At 42.9% G+C, this 18076-nt stretch carries 17 protein-coding genes; 3 read left to right on the top strand and 14 right to left on the bottom strand.

The annotated features are described in order from the left end of the window. Positions 1 to 27: 27 nt before the first annotated feature. The 4 genes from ACHUET_RS11690 to ffh form a co-directional block, all read right to left on the bottom strand. A complete protein-coding gene (locus tag ACHUET_RS11690) occupies positions 28 to 927 on the bottom strand; it encodes a class I SAM-dependent methyltransferase (RefSeq protein WP_394213021.1) in 900 nt (299 codons plus the stop codon). Positions 928 to 994: 67 nt separating this feature from the next. Then, positions 995 to 1837, bottom strand: coding sequence for an undecaprenyl-diphosphate phosphatase (locus ACHUET_RS11695; RefSeq protein WP_394213023.1), 843 nt, complete (start codon positions 1835 to 1837; stop codon positions 995 to 997). An 85-nt stretch (positions 1838 to 1922) separates the two neighbouring features. Next, positions 1923 to 2624, bottom strand: coding sequence for a tRNA (adenosine(37)-N6)-threonylcarbamoyltransferase complex dimerization subunit type 1 TsaB (tsaB, locus tag ACHUET_RS11700; RefSeq protein ID WP_394213088.1), 702 nt, complete (start codon positions 2622 to 2624; stop codon positions 1923 to 1925). A 260-nt stretch (positions 2625 to 2884) separates the two neighbouring features. Continuing rightward, positions 2885 to 4426 carry a signal recognition particle protein gene (ffh, locus tag ACHUET_RS11705; protein ID WP_394213025.1) on the bottom strand — a complete coding sequence of 514 codons (1542 nt, stop codon included), beginning with the start codon at positions 4424 to 4426 and terminating at the stop codon, positions 2885 to 2887. Between the two features lie 472 nt (positions 4427 to 4898). Between ffh and ACHUET_RS11710 the strand changes: the two genes are divergently transcribed. Continuing rightward, entirely contained in the window at positions 4899 to 5690 is a 792-nt protein-coding gene (locus ACHUET_RS11710) for a cytochrome C assembly family protein (protein WP_394213026.1), read from the top strand. A gap of 76 nt (positions 5691 to 5766) precedes the next feature. Here ACHUET_RS11710 and purU read toward each other — a convergent pair whose 3' ends face one another. Continuing rightward, positions 5767 to 6696 carry a formyltetrahydrofolate deformylase gene (purU, locus tag ACHUET_RS11715; protein ID WP_394213028.1) on the bottom strand — a complete coding sequence of 310 codons (930 nt, stop codon included), beginning with the start codon at positions 6694 to 6696 and terminating at the stop codon, positions 5767 to 5769. A gap of 196 nt (positions 6697 to 6892) precedes the next feature. Next, positions 6893 to 9202 carry an Ig-like domain-containing protein gene (locus tag ACHUET_RS11720; protein ID WP_165597726.1) on the bottom strand — a complete coding sequence of 770 codons (2310 nt, stop codon included), beginning with the start codon at positions 9200 to 9202 and terminating at the stop codon, positions 6893 to 6895. Between the two features lie 485 nt (positions 9203 to 9687). Here ACHUET_RS11720 and rpmB point away from each other — a divergent pair, with 485 nt between their 5' ends. Further along, the gene (gene rpmB / locus ACHUET_RS11725; protein WP_057761372.1) at positions 9688 to 9924 is read left to right on the top strand and encodes a 50S ribosomal protein L28; all 237 of its coding nucleotides are present in this window, start codon (positions 9688 to 9690) and stop codon (positions 9922 to 9924) included. Positions 9925 to 10052: 128 nt separating this feature from the next. Continuing rightward, positions 10053 to 10208: a 50S ribosomal protein L33 gene (rpmG, locus tag ACHUET_RS11730; protein ID WP_010201403.1), complete on the top strand. Its 156-nt coding sequence runs from the start codon at positions 10053 to 10055 to the stop codon at positions 10206 to 10208. Positions 10209 to 10319: 111 nt separating this feature from the next. Here the strand turns inward: rpmG and ACHUET_RS11735 are convergent, their stop codons facing one another. From ACHUET_RS11735 to htpG, 8 genes are all read right to left on the bottom strand, one after another. Beyond that, a complete protein-coding gene (locus tag ACHUET_RS11735; protein ID WP_101205798.1) occupies positions 10320 to 10631 on the bottom strand; it encodes a hypothetical protein in 312 nt (103 codons plus the stop codon). Positions 10632 to 10852: 221 nt separating this feature from the next. Continuing rightward, positions 10853 to 11164 carry a hypothetical protein gene (locus ACHUET_RS11740; RefSeq protein WP_058024609.1) on the bottom strand — a complete coding sequence of 104 codons (312 nt, stop codon included), beginning with the start codon at positions 11162 to 11164 and terminating at the stop codon, positions 10853 to 10855. 119 nt (positions 11165 to 11283) lie between these two features. Beyond that, positions 11284 to 11679 (bottom strand): hypothetical protein, encoded by a 396-nt coding sequence (locus ACHUET_RS11745; protein WP_394213030.1) that lies wholly within the window; start codon positions 11677 to 11679, stop codon positions 11284 to 11286. 211 nt (positions 11680 to 11890) lie between these two features. Then, positions 11891 to 12580 (bottom strand): ribulose-phosphate 3-epimerase, encoded by a 690-nt coding sequence (rpe, locus tag ACHUET_RS11750; protein WP_394213031.1) that lies wholly within the window; start codon positions 12578 to 12580, stop codon positions 11891 to 11893. A 114-nt stretch (positions 12581 to 12694) separates the two neighbouring features. After that, positions 12695 to 12994, bottom strand: coding sequence for a TIGR03643 family protein (locus ACHUET_RS11755; protein WP_394213089.1), 300 nt, complete (start codon positions 12992 to 12994; stop codon positions 12695 to 12697). Between the two features lie 211 nt (positions 12995 to 13205). Further along, a complete protein-coding gene (gene fghA / locus ACHUET_RS11760) occupies positions 13206 to 14096 on the bottom strand; it encodes an S-formylglutathione hydrolase (protein ID WP_394213032.1) in 891 nt (296 codons plus the stop codon). Positions 14097 to 14194: 98 nt separating this feature from the next. Then, positions 14195 to 15676 (bottom strand): C13 family peptidase, encoded by a 1482-nt coding sequence (locus ACHUET_RS11765; RefSeq protein WP_394213034.1) that lies wholly within the window; start codon positions 15674 to 15676, stop codon positions 14195 to 14197. 317 nt (positions 15677 to 15993) lie between these two features. Beyond that, positions 15994 to 17955 carry a molecular chaperone HtpG gene (htpG, locus tag ACHUET_RS11770; protein WP_394213036.1) on the bottom strand — a complete coding sequence of 654 codons (1962 nt, stop codon included), beginning with the start codon at positions 17953 to 17955 and terminating at the stop codon, positions 15994 to 15996. Between the last annotated feature and the right edge of the window lie 121 nt (positions 17956 to 18076).

Consider the following 18076-nt stretch of genomic DNA (forward strand, 5'->3'; position numbering starts at 1 on the left):
TGTCAGATAAACATCAAACAATCGCTATCAGACAAAATACCCATCAAAGCGCACAGCTTCATTATGCCAGCTTTCACTAGCCGACTGTTCAGCCAGCAAGGGCGCAAATTGCGGACGTTTCACGACCACACGGCCTTGTCCTTGCGCGCTTCGACTCACAATTGCCTTAGCACTATTCAGCAGTTGGCGCTCTTCCTCTAGCGTTGGTGGACGCGCCAATTGATGCAGTGCTTGCATGTGCTTGCCGACTTTTGCGCCTTTGCCCGTTTTACTGTCTTGATAGCTATCCTCTGGAAACATAGGGTCCAAATACACTGCATCGGCTGCATTGACATCATTCGATATATCGTCAGCTTTTAGGCTCGCAAAATAGCTCAGCGCATCGGTATTGATAATCTGTAGACGGCTCATCAGCTTTTGCCAATTAGGTAGCGCGCGCATACGCTCTTGCTCTGCAAGTAACAGCAGCGCCATCAAAGGCTGCTGCTCAAGCATAATGACTTTTGCACCCGTACTGCCCAATATCAAACTATCATGGCCAAAGCCAGCCGTTGCATCGATAACATGGCTATCTGCGGTAATCTTTGCTGCTTGCAGTAATAGCTCCGACTTACGACCAGCACTCACCACGCGGCGTTGCAGCTTATCCCACTCTGGTGACACGCTCAGTCCATCACTAAGCCATGATAGCTTATCTTTTTCATCAAGCAGCAAAATAGGTTGAGAGGATGTTTGGCTCAGTTGCTGGCGACGTTTTTGTGTTAATTTCTCCGTGGAGAGCTCAGTATTTAAGACGATTGGTAGTTTGTGCTCAGCTATTAATGACTGTAAGCGCTCAATCTGTGCTTGTTGGCTGTCATTCATATAGAACAACTGGCACTGTACAAGGTCACCTGACTTATTATCTGTGTGATGCAGCGCTGTCATAACTATCATCCTTTTTACTTATAACTGCTTACTTTTTACCTATAGAATTACAAGCCATCGTACAAATCTAGCCCGCCATTTGGTAACCAAAGCCCCAAGCCGCAACCAACACGATAACACCCGTAATAATGCGTAACCAAGCAAAAATGGTAAAGTCACGGCGACTCACCCATGCTACAAGTAGGCGAATACAAAGAAGCGCGACGACAAATGATACGATGGTTCCAACACCTAATACCAACCAGTCTTCACGATTGCTCAGTACATCACCATGTTTGAGCAAATCCAACAGTGCTGCCCCTACAATGACAGGAATACCCAAAAAGAATGAGAATTCAGCAGATGCCTTACGTGAGACCCCAAGCCATAGCGCCCCAATGATAGTGGCTCCCGAACGTGACGTACCTGGTATCAGAGCCAGACATTGAAACAGCCCAATCATTAAGGCCGTTTTTATACTGACATCTTCTGCTTCTTCTGCAATGATGGTTTTAGGGCGTTTTTCCACATAGAATATGAGCAGACCGCCGATGATGAGCATAATGGCAACGACGATAGGATTAAACAAATACGCTTTGATTTCATCAGCAAAGGTAAAACCGACAATCATCACAGGAATGGTCGCGACAATGAGACTGAGCCCCAGCTGCCTAGGATTGGTCATGCCTTCTGCTTTGCCAGTCAACAAACCCATCAACGCTTGCCACAGTCTGCCCCAATAATCATATATCACTGCCAAAATAGCACCAAGCTGTACCACGACCACAAACAAATCAACTTTTTCTTTGGTCCAAAAGCCCATTACATCGGCTGATAAAATCAAATACCCCGTGCTAGAGATAGGTAAAAACTCAGTGATACCTTCCACGATACCCATGATGACAGCTTGAACGAATAACAGTATATCCACAATGACTTTCCTAAAAACAGGCCGATTGGCTGTCCTATATTGACGTTGGTTTTATATTGATTAATGCTTAAAAAATACTCAAAAGCTATGCTTTACCTTGTTCTTTGAGCGTTTTCCAAGCTTGGTTGCGTAGATATTTTGGTAGTGCTTGCGCTGCCTCCGTACCGCCAACGTTTGCAAATTGGGCAACACCAAGCTGCCCGATGATGACAGCGTCTGGCCAGACATCCTCATGACAGGCTTGCTGATCATGTCGTGCTAATAGAGGCGCGCCATTACCCGCGATAGGCAAGTTAAGGGCTGTTTGGCTATCATAATTTAATAGCTGTTCTGTACTATCGCTACCATCAGCCAAGACCGGCTGCATGGTGCTATAACCTAACTGGTCGTTAACTACCAACTCATATTGCCCAAAGTAAACTTGCTGCATACGAGCATCAAGGGCGCTGTATAGGTGTGTCAGACCGTAATGCTGATAAGCAGATTGTGCAATCGCTTGTAGGCTAGAGACACCAACACAAGGCAAGTCATGCGCGACAGACAACGCTTGCACCACTGCCGTATTAATGCGGATACCACTGAACGCACCCGGCCCGCGATTAAATATTAAAGCCTGTATATCAGCAAGACGTAACTGGGCCTCAGATAACGCAGCATCAATCATCGGTAAAATCTGCTGAGTCTGCTGGCGTTTACCTGTTTCGGTATAGTTCGACAGTACCTGTCCGCTCGAATCTAAAATCGCGATCGAACACTGATCGAACACGGTATCCATTGCTAAAAACATCACAACCTCGGCTTTTACTTTTGGCGTTCTAAATGGGTTTGTCAGATTTTAATAGCTATTTATTATTTATGTACTATCAAAATTTAGACAGAATGAAACAGCGCCTATCATAGCATTTAGGGTACACGAATTTTATTAATTTCTATATTTTTCACACTTTATCCATCAGTGTTTATCCGCAACTGCTAACGATAAAAAGCCCCGAAGCTTCATTGGCTTCGGGGCTTTTATCAAACTTCTTAAAAATAACTAACCGTTATCTAAAAGCGCGTTTTAAACTTCTTTGGCGCTTGGTTTTGCATTTCTTGCATTTGCTTTTGCATCTCTTCGGTGCTTGGCATGTTATTTGGATCCAGTCCCATTTTCTTGGCCATTTGTTCTGGATTCACATCTTTAGTGCCTTGCTGACCACCGCCAAATAATGGACCGCCGCCACCGCCCGCGCTGCCGCCACCCATTAGTCCTTGCATAGACTTCATCATTTTACTAATGCCTTCAGGCTTTGAGATCATTTTCATCATTTTTGCCATTTGCTTGTGCTGTTTAAGCAAACGATTGACATCTTGAATCTCACGACCTGAGCCTGCAGCGATACGGCGCTTACGACTTGGGTTAATTTTATCAGGGTTTTTACGCTCAAACGGCGTCATTGAGTTGATCAATGCTTCCATCTCGCGCACTTTTTCTTCTGGTTTGGCGTCTTCGACGGCTTTTTGCATGTCTGAGCCACCCATACCTGGCATCTTATCTAAGAAGCCTGCCATGCCGCCCATACTTTTCATCTGCTGGAACTGAGTCAATAGATCCTCAAGGTCGAAATCACCGCCCTTTTGCATCTTTTTCGCCATTTTTTCGGCTTTATCACGGTCGATTTTTTGCTCAACTTCTTCGACCAAACTTAGTACGTCACCCATACCAAGGATACGCTGGGCAATACGCTCAGGGTGGAACAGCTCTAGCTCATCAAGTTTTTCACCGCGACCCAAGAACTTAATTGGCTTACCTGTGATAGCACGTACAGAAAGCGCCGCACCGCCTCGCGCATCACCGTCAGTCTTAGTTAAGATAACACCCGTCAATGGCAACGCATCATTAAAAGCTTTTGCGGTATTGGCAGCATCTTGACCCGTCATTGCATCGACGACGAATAGCGTCTCAGATGGGTTAACCGCAGCCGTTAGCGCCTTAATCTCATCCATCATGGTATCGTCGATATGTAGACGACCCGCGGTATCAATAATCAGAATATCTTGATATTGGATTTTGGCTTCTTCAATCGCACGCTTTGCGATATCGATTGGATTTTCATCCGTGCTTGAGTTCACAAACTTAGCATTCACCTGACCGGCGACTTGCTCAAGCTGTTTGATAGCCGCTGGACGATAGACATCAGCCGATACCAGCATGACTTTTTTCTTTTGACGTTCTTGTAGATATTTGGCCAATTTACCAGCTGTGGTCGTTTTACCCGCACCTTGCAAACCTGCTAGCAAATAGACAACGGGCGGTTTGCCTGTCATCTCTAACTGCTGATTGGCACTGCCCATCATTTCGGTCAGCTCATCGTGCACGATTTTGACAAAGGCTTGACCTGGCGCTAACTCTTTTAGCACTTCAGCACCAAGCGCTTGCTCTTTGACGCGTTTGACGAAATCACGAGTGACAGGCAGTGCTACGTCAGCTTCTAACAATGCCATACGTACTTCACGCAGGGTGTCTTTGATATTGTCTTCGGTCAACTGCCCCGTACCGACGATATTACGTAGGCTAGACGATAAGCGTTCTGTTAAGGTATCAAACATAAATAACTCTCAATTAAAATGGTTTTCAATTAAATAATACGCAATTAAAATAGCTTTCAATAAAATAGTGGCGAATCAAACGATTCAAATGGTTCATCAATACTATCAAATGGTTCATCAATACTATTAGGATGGACTATCAAATACTGGAGTTTCTCTGATAAGAAATGTATAAAAAATCATATTATCAATACTATAGCATCAACACGGCTCAAAACTTATAGTGGTTTTGCAAAAGACTCAGTTCTTATCTTTATAAGTGATTTCTTATCAGTGACTATTCATAAGCGACTGATTTTATATTTTGCTCATTGCAGCCTTGGCAAACATTTATAAGGAATAATCAAGATGGTACTCAACTGGCACCCATTTTATGATAAATTGGACGATTATTCTAATCATTCTGATAATACCACTTTAGCGATACATTGAGCGGCAGTTTATGCTCAGTATAAGATGAGGCCTTTTATCTGTGCACCTTGCATTCTTACTTGCTAGCATGGCTTATGTCTTAGTCAGCCTCCACATTGGTTGGGCGCTGATTCAGGACAAACCTATTCATAAAGGCGTCAGTTTGGGGCTTTTATTGGTAGGGATGGCCGCACATGCGACCTTACTCTATCCATATGTTGTGACGCTTTATGGTCTTAATTTCAACTTGTTCAATATCATTAGTCTGACCAGTTTATTCTTCTTATTCTTTTATCTGCTGTTTTGTTTGTACCGCCCTATTCTGAGCCTTGGTATTTTGGCTGCGCCTACTGCGCTAATAGGTATGACCGTCGGCTATATTGGCCGCGCACCCTATCAACCGCTTACTGACGTCAGTGTCGGTCTTGAAACTCATATCCTATTATCATTAGCGGCTTATTGTGTGCTGTTGATGGCGGCAGTACAAGCGCTATTTTTGCGTCTACAAATTCGCGAGCTCAAGCATCATACCATTCACCGATTTTGGGTCAATAAATTACCCTCATTACAAAGTATGGAGAGTCTATTATTCGATATGCTCTTGGTAGGCTTTGTGCTACTTAGTATCGCACTGGGCATCGGGTTTATCTATGTCGAAGATTTGATGGCACAGCACATTGTGCACAAAACGGTATTTAGTCTGCTCTCGTGGTTATTATTTGGTACGTTGCTGCTTGGCAATTGGCGCGCAGGATGGCGAGGCAAGCGTGCGGCGAATATCACTATTTATGCCTTTATTCTGTTAGCGATTGGCTTTGTGGGTAGTAAGTTTGTTTTGGAGATGCTGATATAAAATATCACATTATAAAAAAGGCGGTCAGTAACTGTTGCTACTGACCGCCTTTCTTACTTAATTTTATACTGATTTTTTAGTTAAAAACCACGGTTTTGTTACCCGCCACAATCACACGATTTTGCACATGCCAGTTGACAGCGCGTGCCAATACATTGCGCTCGATATCGCGCCCAATCGCCCGTAATTCTGTTACCCCTTGGCGATGGGTCACACGGTGTACATCTTGCTCAATAATAGGGCCTTGATCAAGCTCCGCTGTGACATAGTGCGCGGTCGCTCCAATGAGCTTGACGCCTTTATCATAAGCTTGACGGTATGGATCTGCACCCACAAACGCAGGCAAGAAAGAATGATGAATATTAATCACTTGCATCGGCCAGCGTTTCACAAAATCAGACGATAGAATCTGCATATAACGCGCCAACACCAGTAAGTCATTACCTGCCATCAACTGATGAATTTGCTCTTCTGCTTCGGCCTTATTGTCTTTGGTCACGGGGACATGATGAAAGGTGATACCAAAATTTTGTACTGCTTGCTGTAAGTCAGGATGGTTGCTGACCACGCAAGTAATCTCGCAATCCAGCAAGCCACGCTGATGTCGCCACAGTAAATCTAACAATGCATGATCAAACTTTGAGACCAAAATACCCACTTTGGTCTTGGTCGCATTGTTGTGTAGACGCCAGTCCATATTATGACGCTTAGCAACGGTATGCGCAAAGCTGGCCTCAAAATTATCAATGATATCGCTCAAGCCTGCCAAAGCAAACTCCAAACGCATAAAATATTGCCCACCTTCATGAGCCGTTGAATACTGATCGAGCGTAATGATATTCGCGCCGTAACGATGAATAAATTCAGAGACTGCTTGCACGATGCCAGCCTGATCTTTGCATTTGATGAGCAATGTCGCTGTATCAGTAAAGCTAGGGATCTGTTTGCTCTGTGAGGCTGTGTTTGTTGTATTTGATGATGAAGCCGTTTTGGTATTGTCTGACATAATACGCCCAATATAAAAAATGATGACTGTTCGCTGAAGTGACTGACAGCGTAGTAAACCGGTTATTTTAATCTTTTTTGCGATGCTTTGCTGAGCGAGTTGGTTGTTTTTGGTTATTTAGGTTAATTGAGTTATTTAAAAGGGGAATACAAAAACCCCCAACGTAGGGTTGGGGGTTTTTTATTTGAAATACGCCTCAGCGAATTGGATAAGTAAGTTTCGTGACGTTACCTCTTGGAGTAGTCGCTATTACTGTAAACTCATCACCAGCTGAACAGTCTTTCAACTTAAATGTAGTAATAGTGCCCAAATTGTCTCCAGGACTACCAGTAGCGACATTAGCAGGTACTTTTTCTACGCCAGAGCGTATCTCAGCCGAACAAGAACCATCTTCGCTCTCTACCTGAATATCATCAGCTGTTGGTGGAGTATCTCTTTCTAAATCTTCAAAAACATATGTGCCATTATCATTTTCTGTGGCTGTGTATGTGGTTTCATCAAGAGTAAATTTTAAAATGCGTCCAGACTCTACGCCGCTGAACACAAGATCATAAGTATTAGCTCGACCAGATGGACTCACATCAATATTAATCGAATCAGAATCAGTATTGTCAGTAGCCGTAGCACTAATTGTAGTACCAGAAGGCATAGGGTTTAGATCATAAAAACCATCACTATTCATTCTTATCGAAATCAGACTGTTATTAGCATAGACTTCTTGCGTTTGCGCATTGAGTTGGGGGGCGATTATCGTGAATCTAGCATCCTTATCAGAAAGCAAAGTAATACCCTGATAACGCACTACAGCATCCAAATCGTTATTACAGGTATTAACTTTATTTGGCGAGACAAACTCACCAATATAATTTGCCTTATACTGCATTCTTTTCAAATCAGATAATGATGGAAACTTAAGATTAATATATCGATCAAGGTTATTATCGCATGACTCACTAGCACTCGTCGTTAACGGATAAGTAAACTCACCAAGTTGATAAGTGCCGTTTTCATTGTCATCACGGAAAGTATCACCGATATTATGAACTAAAATATCGGTATCTTTGTCCCAAGCGTTATTTTGATTCAAATCAATATAATCTTTTTCACCTTCCGCTACCGCTAGAATGCTCACACGCCCATCACCTGGACGTGGATTTTGCGTTGAGAAAGTGACCGAACATACACCATTGCTAGTTGGACAGCTTGAAGTTACCTTGCCACCTTCAGCTGTAAAATTAATGACCGTACCATCAGGTACTGCATTGCCATTACGATCGACCATACGCGCTGTAATATTACTAGTATCGCCATCTAAAGACCAATCCAAAACATTCTTTTCCCATGATAGGCTAAGACCTGTCTGAGTCACCCTTGAGCTTGCAATAGAAATATTTTTTGATAGGGCATTGATGCGAGGATCACTATCCAAAGTAGCTTTTATTTCTACGGGCCCAGGCGTTGTACCTGGATAAATATTAACTGATACAACACCATTACTATCAGTAGTAGCAGGTATATTAGATGTATTGCCAAGTACACCAAAAGTTAGCCCTAACGGAGATTTTTCCAAGGACAAAGTTACCTCGGCGTTGGCAAGCGGCGTTCTATTTGAAAATACAGTAAACTCAACTGCGCCTGTTGCTGAGGAGCCACTATTTTGAATACCTAGCGTTAGATCATTAGCTGTATAGACAATGGAAGTCGCTTCAGGAGCCTGTATAGAAACGCTAGCCGATTGAGTAACGCCACCAGTACTGGCTGATATTCGCACAGCACCACTGCACAAAGTATTATCGACGTTAATGGCTTTGTACACAAAATCAACCATGCCATTTTCATCGGAGGTAACTTGCTCAGGTAGCTGACCGCAAGGAGCATTTAAGTTGACCAGTACACCACTAATGGCGTTACCACTCGTATCAGTGGTTTTTAAAGATACAGCTGTCTGTCCACCTGCATTTAGTTGTGAGTCAGTAACTTGCAATGCACTCAAACTCACATTAGTCGCCTGCACTGAAAAAGTCAGGTTATCAATCGCGGTATTATTACCATTACTCGCATTCGCAGTAATAATATAAGCGCCCGAAACATCAGGAGCATTAGGCTTTAAAAATATACGAGCTTCGCCATCACTGTTCGTTAGAGTAGATCCTGATGTTGTTTGTGACAAAGCAATGCCTTCGGCATCGATTGAAAAGCTCACTCTAGCACCAATAACAGGCTCACTATTATCGTCAGTTACTAAAACTTCGTAGTAAGCCCCTTCTAGACCAATAGCATTTATTGGGTTATTGTCTGCATCTACCAATTGACTACTACTAATATTTAAAGCACCCACTGGAACTTCTGTACCGCCGCCATTATCCGTACCAGGTAGTTGCACACCCAAATCAGGCTCTGGCGCAACCGTATCTGTGCCCCCACCACCACAACCTGCCAAGGCCAATGATAAGGTTAGCGCTGTCAGTTGAAACAACTTAGAAGTAGGTAGCGAGGGATATGACATGTTTTTGACTCCGCATGAGCAGTAATTTATTCGAGCAAAAAGGCAGAAAACCATTACACAGAATTAAAGAAGATTGGTAATGATAGTTAGATTTACAGTGATACCGATGTATTAACAGATTGTATTAAATATATAACAGCAACTTTACTGACTTTTGTTATAACTTACAACTAAAAATTAATCTTTACTATTAAACAATCAACAACATAGCGCGCTCATTTCAGGGTATAATAGCCCTCCTTTAATTCGACAGTTATTGTAAAAATATTTGAGTATTCATCTGTTTTATGGTATAAATGTCGGCTTTAAAATTTTCTGAATTGGTCAGCCTGTTATTTGCCTTTAGATAACAGCAAAACCAGCTCAACCTTCATATAGTTTTGTTTGGTGCAAAGCTGCCGCTTGCTGTGTCCATGCCGCAAAAACGTGCAACTTGCCCAGACTGGTATGAGAAAAACTCATACCTCATAGATTAGGAGTTCGCCATGTCTCGAGTTTGCCAAGTGACTGGAAAGCGCCCTATGGTGGGTAATAATGTTTCGCATGCAAACAACAAAACCCGTCGTCGCTTTCTACCAAACCTTCACAACCATCGTTTTTGGGTAGAGTCTGAAAACCGCTTTGTACGTCTACGTGTGTCTACCAAAGGTATGCGCATCATTGACAAACTTGGTATCGATAAAGTGTTAGCGGATCTACGCGCACAAGGTCAAAAAGTTTAAGTTAAAAATAGCAGCTGAGTGATGACTCTCATCATTCAGGCTGCTGTTTTGCTACATTATAGGTAGCGACTTATTCTTCTAGACACGTACCTATCGTTTGAAGACCCCTCATTTACAGGAAAGCTATCATGAGAGATAAAATTAAATTAGTATCAACAGCTGGTACTGGGTATTACTACACCACTACTAAAAACAAGCGCACTATGCCTGGCAAAATGGAAATCAAAAAGTTTGATCCAAAAGTACGCCAGCACGTGATCTTTAAAGAAGCTAAAATCAAATAATCTCCATTTTATAAATGGTACTATTTGAACGAAAAAAGGGTTTATCAATTGATAAACCCTTTTTTCATGCTTGTATATTTAGCTATCTTCAGCTCGCTAATACACTAAAGATCAACTGTAGTGCGTTGGTTCTTTATCATACACATGCGCATGCCACTTACTCATCTGCTTTTGCATAATAACCTGAATCGCAGCATGAATCATATGTTGACCAATCGCCTGAGTGTCACTACCAAGTAGCTCTTTAAGCTTATCAGAGAAATCAATCGTCATTAGCGGCGCTTCGTCTTGCTCGGCATCACGCAATAACAATCTACCATCATCTGCTTCCACCAACTCTAACGTGGTTTCTTTAGCAAACCCTGCAAATTGATCGCTACTTTCGTTGTCTACTTCTATATCGTTATCGATATCATATGGCATCAATGTATTCCTTATTATCCCGTTTAGTACTGGTAGAGAAACTAGTCATTGCAAAGCAGTTATTGATTGAAAACAAACTCATTCAGCAAATCTATCATCTTACAGTAACGCGGGTAAATCTGTCTTACTCATACAATGGACGCTTTAACACTAGAATTCAAGGGCTATCACATAAGTCTTCACTATAAAAACAAACCTGAATGCCTTGCAATGAGTATACATTAGCGCCAATAGCGCAGTTTCGCTAACGTAAATAAGAAAGCAACGAACATCCCAAGGTAATAGACCAGCTTTAACTCAAGGGTGGGATCGCGGTATTTAAAAGGCAGAGCAACAGTCGCCGTTGCAGTCGGAAGTATCAATAACATCAGCAGCCAGTTCTCAATCACATTGAGCCAACCCTGTAAATCTGTCCCGTTACGCAGTGAAGCGAGCCCCATCAAAAGACAAGCTATGATTAAGCTAGTAAACAGGCCATTTGGTAAGTCTTTAGGATAGATAATTTTAGCAATACTGGCCGGTACAATTCTCATATAAAATTCCAGCCTTGCTTACAAAGTAAGGCTTAACGATTAAAAAGGTATAGAAAATAGCGTATAAAAATATTCCAACGCTATATTTATGAATAGATACTATCCTTGTGCTAAAGCATTTAACTATAAGTACCCATCAGCCATAGCATCGATATACAAGAAGTCAAATAACCCAAACTAATGGCATTCCAACTCTCGATATGCAGGCCTTTGACTTTATTGAGTATGCGAGAACCCACCCAAAAAAATAGCGGAATACCTAACATGAACGCAGGCACAATGACCGCAGCATGGCGCAACACTGTTCCGACATCATCACCCACCATCAGGCGAAAGCCATAACCTGCCAAGCTAAGTACCAGTGCGAACATAGCCATACCAATGGTAATACCTTTGGGCACTAAGCTACGCTGCGGGGTCTCACTTCTTGACCGCCTAACCTGCTGATTCAGCGCTTCATGAGAGTTTGCTTGCTCAGAAGGCTCTGCCGAACTGCTAGAATTTTTTGTGTCCATATTTCACCTTTACGTGACTGACCGTTATCTATAGTTGATTCAATTCAAAAGAGATACAAGGCAACTGAGTGCAGATGTATATATGATACTTCAAGCGATGTTAACGCTGTAGCTCTTTTATAGAGGATTAACTATATAGTCATAAGTTATACAGCACATTTTAATAGTATTGTTGGATGGCTAATAGCGTTTATTAACCATCCAACACTTGCTAGCTGTTGTTTGCTAATAACAACTCTGCGCGCATCTCATCAATAGCGGCTTTATAGTCTTCTTGGTTGAATATCGCAGAACCCGCGACAAACATATCAGCCCCTGCTTCAGCAATCGCACGGATATTACTGGCTTTAACACCACCATCAACTTCCAATCGAATGTCTCGACCACTAGTAATGATACGCTGACGTACCTGACGGACTTTATCTAAAGTACTATCGATAAACGACTGTCCACCATAGCCTGGATTCACACTCATTAATAAAATCTGATCTACTTTATCCATGACGTAATCGAGATAATGTAATGGGGTCGCTGGGTTCAATACCAGACCGCACTCTGCACCGCCATCTTTGATAAGCTGTAGTGAGCGATCGATATGAGCGCTAGCTTCTGGATGAAAGGTAATGATACTCGCACCTGCTTCCAAAAACTGCTCAATCATACTATCGACAGGTGAAACCATCAGATGCACATCAATTGGCGCTTCAACACCATAGTCACGCAATGCCTTACAAATCATGCTACCAAACGTCAGATTGGGTACGTAATGGTTGTCCATCACATCAAAATGAATCACATCAGCACCCGACTCTAGTACCTTCTCTACTTCTTCGCCCAACCGCGCGAAATCAGCTGAAAGTATCGATGGAGCAATAAGATAAGGTTTAGCAGGACTGTTCATAATTGGGCTACCTAATTCATGTTTATATAAGATATGGATAGATTAAAAAGAAAATTCTAATCGGCTCACATATGCTGCGAGCCTTTGACATATTGATGTTAAATACTTAGTGGTTTAGCGCTGCTTGTATTGGGTCTTACAATAAGCACGGCCAACTTCAAAAGAGCGCTTTGCCTCATGCTTGGTGGCACGATTGCTCACTCTCTGACGCCATAAGCGAAAAGACGATGGCTTTAGCTCTTGGCGCATGAGTTTGATAACCGCAGTCTCATCAAGACCATAGCTATGCTCTATCGCACCGAATGGCGTTCTGTCTTCCCATGCCATTTCTATCACGCGAGATATTTGTACCTCATCAAGTACTCTATCGCCCGCATCGTTAACGGTTTTTGCAATCAACTCGTCTGACTTCATCTGGGATAATTGATCATTATCAGTCGTAGTACGTTGTTTTTTTGCCAAAGCGGCATCCATATCAGCCTGCATAGTAGCCTTTGTAGCGCTAGTATCTGCTGACTTATTCTTTGAGTTAGAAGCTGTCAAATCTTGATAACTTGCCATAAAAATCACCTGTTGAGCATGAATGAGATCGTCAAAAATGTATCACGGTCGCCTGCACGGTATCTTAACTCAGTTGAGCCATATGCCAATGATGCTCGATATGATCGCTCATCATGCTTTGTATAAAATAATAGCTGTGATCATGTCCAGCGTGATAACGTAGTGTCAATGGCTGCTTGGCTTTTTCGCAGGCCGCTTGGAGTTTTGACGTCTGCAGGTGGCCCTCTAAGAAAAATTCATCAGCACCGCCTTGATCCACCAAAATACTGACATACTGCTGGCCTGCGCGTGCAACGACTTTTGAGGCATCAAAGTGTTCCCACAGGGCTTTGTCATCGCCGAAATACTCGGTGTATGCTTGTTGCCCCCATGATGACTCACTGGCTGCACACACAGGCGACATGGCTGAGACACTAATAAACTTACTGGGGTGCTTGAAGCCTAATAACAATGACCCGTGCCCGCCCATTGAGTGTCCCATGATACCCATATTGATAATTGGGAACTCTGCACGTAGCAAATCATACAACTCGTCAACGATGTAGGTTTCCATATTGAAATGCTGCGCCCATGGTGCTTGAGTGGCATCTACATAATAACCTGCACCTTGACCAACAAAATAGCGCTCATCATCAGCCACATCGATATCAGCATGGCTACGTGGAGAGGTATCAGGCGCAATAAAAATAATACCAAGCTCGCTACATTTTTGTTGAAAGTGCCCTTTATGCGTCACATTGTCTGCGTTACACGTCAGACCCGATAGATATAATATCGCAGGACAACGTCGCCCAGCCAACGCTTCATCAGGCAAATAAATGCTGAACGTCATTGGGGACTGGGTGGCTTTTGATTCATGGCTATAATAATGCTGCTCACCATTAAAACAACGATTCACACTTTTTTGCGTAAGCTGCTTATTGTTAGACAAACTATGACTATAAGAATTCTGCATGAGTGATATCCTTTTTATTCAAAAAACCAACGATAGCGTTTAATAAGTGCTCGTTATTTGATACTAGCATTTGTCAGTTACTAGATCATTTCTCATATTTATTCGGCAGCTGCATCTGCTTCGCCTACCGATAGATTAGTATTAGTTTCAGATAAAACATTGACGGTTGTAGAAGCAGTATTATTCGTAATACTCGCAACTGAAGGTCGCGCTTTATCAAACAGCACTTGCTCAAACGCAGGTAAGGCGGTTTCCATCAAACTACCGATTACCATCTGCGGCTCTGATGGCTCAAACCCCATTGCGCTCTCACGCTCATTGACCCGTATACTGGCATCCTTAAAAGCTGACTCAAAACTGGTATTTCCTCGCAAGCTTTCAGCAAAAAATGCTTGACCAAAATACGTCATCTCAGCGGTATTGGTACAGCCAAACGATGCCTTATCAGCGGCTGATGCCGTTATCACCACTGTGGTCGGAGATGCTAGTTCATCGATGAATGAACCCGAATAACAAGCAGATACCACAATCACGCGCCAGCGAATACCCGAAGCATCCAGCGCTTCACGAAGCCATGCAGCATCTAGATTGTCCATCGCGACTGGCGGATTCGCTAACTGAACGATATCCTGATTACCATGTGAAGACAGCGTCAAAAACAACACATCTTCATCAGCGTTCATCTGCTGACCGATTTTCTTTAAGCCGCGTAGAATGCTAGTTTTGGTCGCAATTGGCTCGTCCATCCAACTATACGTATTGTTAATCAAAGACAACGAGTGCCCGCTGGTCCCAAAACGCACATCAAACAGCTCACGTACTTTATTGATTTCAGAACGAAAGACGTTTTGACCAGAAAACCCTGCCACACCCATAAAGTACCAGTCGGTTTTGCCATCGATACTTGGGTCTATACTATTTAATGCTTGCTGTAATAAACGGGGCTGCTCATATAGTGCCGCCTCTTCCAACACAGGCTCTACCGGAATTTGCTTAAAGATAGGCTGATCAGCGACATTACGCTGCCAAATCGTCAACAATGCCACAGCACCAACTAGAATAATAATTCGCTCCCACCATGGTATACGCAAGCGACGAGAAAAAATCCATAGCAAAGCGAGCGTCTGCCATAAAAACAATACCAAAAATAGTATGGGTAAAAACGAGTAACTCCACTCAGGTAACCAGCCATAGCTACCAAAAAATTGTACTAAGCTCTGCAATAATGCAGATAAGGTATCAGCAACCAACCAAAGAACAACAGGCACAAAAACCAGTGTCTGATTGCTCGCTCGCCGTGCCAAGATAATACCACTTAATAAAATAATCATCGGCCAGATCAAATAACTGACCAAGCCTTGCTCATTGAACGTGCTGCTACTTTCAGCCGCTAACCACGAAAATAGGACGTTACTACCAAGTGCCAATAAGGCAAATACAGCAAACTGTATAAAAGTGGGCTTTACCCAAGAAAACGCCCGAGTTGAACCCACCAACATCCACAAAGTTGCGATAATGTTGGCAGCGAAATTAAGCGAAAAACGCTGGAGCGATACGGTTTTTAACGACGTAAGTGACAAAGACTTAGACCTCTAGCCAGTCGAGAAAAATAAAATGACCCAATGATAACTATCATGATGTCGTCGCCGTTTTATGTAATCGACTTACGATTTTTTCACGGCTGTAGACATCTATTTATATTGAATTCACGATGGAATGTTTATCGAAGATGACTAGCACTGCCTAATAGTTTAGCTCGCTAATCTATCGCGATTGTAACGGATTGTCGGTCAAGAGGATAAGGATGATTTGTAAAATTCATTCAAATATGACCATAAACCTCAATAAAAAAGGAGGCCTTGCAGACAAGACCTCCTTTTACATCAATTACCAGACATTATCTCATCAATAGCTCATTAACGCGCTTTAGATAAGCGGCTGGATCTTCTAACTGACCACCATCTGCTAACAATGCTTGATCAAAAATGACTTGCGCCAAATCATCAAACTGCTCGCTGCTCTCAAGCTTCTTAATCAGTGGATGATCAGGATTGACCTCTAGCGTGGGCTTACTTGCTGGCACATCCTGACCCATTTGCTGTAGCATCTGAATCATTTGCGGTGATAGCTCACCTTCACCAACGACTAAGCAAGCAGGGCTATCAACCAAACGCGTTGAAACCTTAACATCTTTAGCACGCTCGCCTAACGCAGCTTTAAGCTTATCAACGACAGGCTTTAAAGTTTCTTCGGCCTTCTCTGCTTCGGCTTTTTCTGCTTCATCCTGCAAATCGCCTAGATCTACGGCACCTTTGGCGATGTTCTGTAGCGGTGTGTCATCAAATGAGGTTAAGAAATTCATTGCCCATTCATCAACACGGCTGGTCATCAAAATAACTTCGATGCCTTTTTTCTTAAACAACTCAAGTTGCGGGCTGTTTTTTGCGGCAGCTAGATTATCAGCGGTGAGGTAGTAGATCGCTTTTTGGCCTTCTTTCATACGACCTTTGTAGTCTTCAAAGCTAGTCTCAAGGCCATCTTGCGTGCTGGTGGCATAACGTAATAGCTTAGCAATACGTTCTTTATTACCGGCGTCCTCGCCTAGACCTTCTTTGATGACATCGCCGAACTCTGCATAGAACTGCGCAAATTTCTCTTGCTTATCACTGTCTTCGCTATTAGCAAGGCTGGCCAGCAAAGTCAAGATACGGCGAGCGTTACCATCACGAATAGATTTTACATCACGTGACTCTTGTAGTAGCTCACGGCTCACGTTCAATGGCAAGTCTGCTGAATCGATGACCCCTTTCACAAAGCGTAAGTACATCGGTAGCAACTGTTCAGCTTCGTCCATGATAAAGACGCGCTTCACATACAGCTTTAGACCGTGCTGCTGCTCACGAGTGTATAGATCGACTGGCGCTTTTTTAGGGATATATAGTAGCTGTGTATACTGTACACGGCCTTCGACACGGTTATGCGTCCAAGTAAGCGGCCCATCCATGTCATAAGAGATATTCTTATAAAAATCGACATACTCATCATCTTCAATTTCAGAGCTTGAGCGAGTCCATAGTGCACTGGCTTTGTTAATGGTTTCCCACTCGTCAGTCAGTACCATCTCACCGCCAGCTGGCGTATCGTCGTTTTCGTCATCGACGACATCTTCTTGCCAAACTTCTTTACGCATCTGAATTGGCAAGCTGATATGGTCAGAGTATTTATTAACCAAGCGCTTAATTTTGCTGCGATCTAAATAGTTGTCTTCGCCCTCGCTATATTCTTCTTTTAGGTGCAAAGTGATCGCTGTACCACGCGTATCTTTGGTAATAGGCTCAACGGTAAAGCTACCAGTACCATCTGATACCCAGCGCACGCCTTTATCAGCAGGCTCACCCGCTTTACGCGATTCAACACTGATGGTATCAGCGACGATAAAACCAGAGTAGAAACCAACACCGAACTGACCAATCAGTTGACCATCTTGTTTTTGTGATTCAGACAATTTATCCAAAAACGCCTTGGTGCCTGACTTAGCAATTGTACCCAAGTTTTCGATGGCATCAGCTTCGTTCATACCAATACCGTTATCGGTAAAGGTGATGGTTTTAGCTTGCTCATCGACAGCAATGCGGATTTTTAATTCGCCATCATCTTCATAAAGGCTATCATCATTGGTAGCTTCAAAGCGCAGCTTATCACAAGCATCCGACGCGTTAGATACGAGCTCACGGACGAAAATATCCGCATTAGAATATAGTGAATGCGTGACCAAATGCAGCAACTGCGCCACTTCCGCTTCAAACGTATGTTTTTTTAATTCTGGATTCAGACCTTCAGCTTGAGTTGCTTCACTCATAAAAACTCCTTTAAATTCTATGAAAGACCTATTATCAGATAACGATATACTCACTAAGGCCGCTCTCATAATGTCAGAGAACCTGCCGTATGTGATACCGTTAAACTGTCTATACTAATAG

The organism is Psychrobacter piscatorii (assembly GCF_043641605.1).
GTDB classification, from domain to species: Bacteria; Pseudomonadota; Gammaproteobacteria; order Pseudomonadales; family Moraxellaceae; genus Psychrobacter; species Psychrobacter piscatorii_C.

What these genes read in the sequence shown, in the direction of transcription:
- htpG (WP_394213036.1), bottom strand. Translation starts at nt 17,955, where the DNA reads ATGAGTGAAGCAACTCAAGCTGAAGGTCTGAATCCAGAATTAAAAAAA.
- ACHUET_RS11740 (WP_058024609.1), bottom strand. Translation starts at nt 11,164, where the DNA reads ATGAGAATTGTACCGGCCAGTATTGCTAAAATTATCTATCCTAAAGAC.
- ACHUET_RS11735 (WP_101205798.1), bottom strand. Translation starts at nt 10,631, where the DNA reads ATGCCATATGATATCGATAACGATATAGAAGTAGACAACGAAAGTAGC.
- ACHUET_RS11720 (WP_165597726.1), bottom strand. Translation starts at nt 9,202, where the DNA reads ATGTCATATCCCTCGCTACCTACTTCTAAGTTGTTTCAACTGACAGCG.
- rpmB (WP_057761372.1), top strand. Translation starts at nt 9,688, where the DNA reads ATGTCTCGAGTTTGCCAAGTGACTGGAAAGCGCCCTATGGTGGGTAAT.
- rpe (WP_394213031.1), bottom strand. Translation starts at nt 12,580, where the DNA reads ATGAACAGTCCTGCTAAACCTTATCTTATTGCTCCATCGATACTTTCA.
- rpmG (WP_010201403.1), top strand. Translation starts at nt 10,053, where the DNA reads ATGAGAGATAAAATTAAATTAGTATCAACAGCTGGTACTGGGTATTAC.
- fghA (WP_394213032.1), bottom strand. Translation starts at nt 14,096, where the DNA reads ATGCAGAATTCTTATAGTCATAGTTTGTCTAACAATAAGCAGCTTACG.
- ACHUET_RS11755 (WP_394213089.1), bottom strand. Translation starts at nt 12,994, where the DNA reads ATGAAGTCAGACGAGTTGATTGCAAAAACCGTTAACGATGCGGGCGAT.
- tsaB (WP_394213088.1), bottom strand. Translation starts at nt 2,624, where the DNA reads ATGTTTTTAGCAATGGATACCGTGTTCGATCAGTGTTCGATCGCGATT.
- ACHUET_RS11690 (WP_394213021.1), bottom strand. Translation starts at nt 927, where the DNA reads ATGACAGCGCTGCATCACACAGATAATAAGTCAGGTGACCTTGTACAG.
- ffh (WP_394213025.1), bottom strand. Translation starts at nt 4,426, where the DNA reads ATGTTTGATACCTTAACAGAACGCTTATCGTCTAGCCTACGTAATATC.
- purU (WP_394213028.1), bottom strand. Translation starts at nt 6,696, where the DNA reads ATGTCAGACAATACCAAAACGGCTTCATCATCAAATACAACAAACACA.
- ACHUET_RS11745 (WP_394213030.1), bottom strand. Translation starts at nt 11,679, where the DNA reads ATGGACACAAAAAATTCTAGCAGTTCGGCAGAGCCTTCTGAGCAAGCA.